Source organism: Bacillus sp. AFS012607 (assembly GCF_002558005.1).
In the GTDB taxonomy this organism is placed as follows: domain Bacteria; phylum Bacillota; class Bacilli; order Bacillales; family Bacillaceae_G; genus Bacillus_A; species Bacillus_A thuringiensis_S.
On sequence record NZ_NTVM01000115.1, the window covers coordinates 1 to 316 of the forward strand.

Sequence of the window (316 nt, forward strand, 5' to 3'; positions counted from 1 at the left end):
CGTACTGCTCCACCCCGCGACAATATTAAATTTAAAAAATGGAGGAGGTAGAGGGATTCGAACCCCCGCGCGACTCTCGCCGCCTGTCGGTTTTCAAGACCGATCCCTTCAGCCGAACTTGGGTATACCTCCATGAAGGAAAAATAAATATTTTATTATTATATGTCTAAACCATTTAAAAGAAAATGGAGGAGGTAGAGGGATTCGAACCCCCGCGCGATTCTCACCGCCTGTCGGTTTTCAAGACCGATCCCTTCAGCCGAACTTGGGTATACCTCCGAGACATATATTAAATAAAGTGGAGCCTAGCGGGATC

At 46.8% G+C, this 316-nt stretch carries 2 tRNA genes; both read right to left on the reverse strand.

Going from position 1 to position 316, the window contains the following annotated elements:
• Nucleotides 1-39: 39 nt before the first annotated feature.
• Nucleotides 40-132 (reverse strand) — tRNA-Ser (locus CN409_RS31165).
• Nucleotides 133-186: 54 nt separating this feature from the next.
• Nucleotides 187-279: transfer RNA gene (locus CN409_RS31170), tRNA-Ser, on the reverse strand.
• Nucleotides 280-316 lie beyond the last annotated feature (37 nt).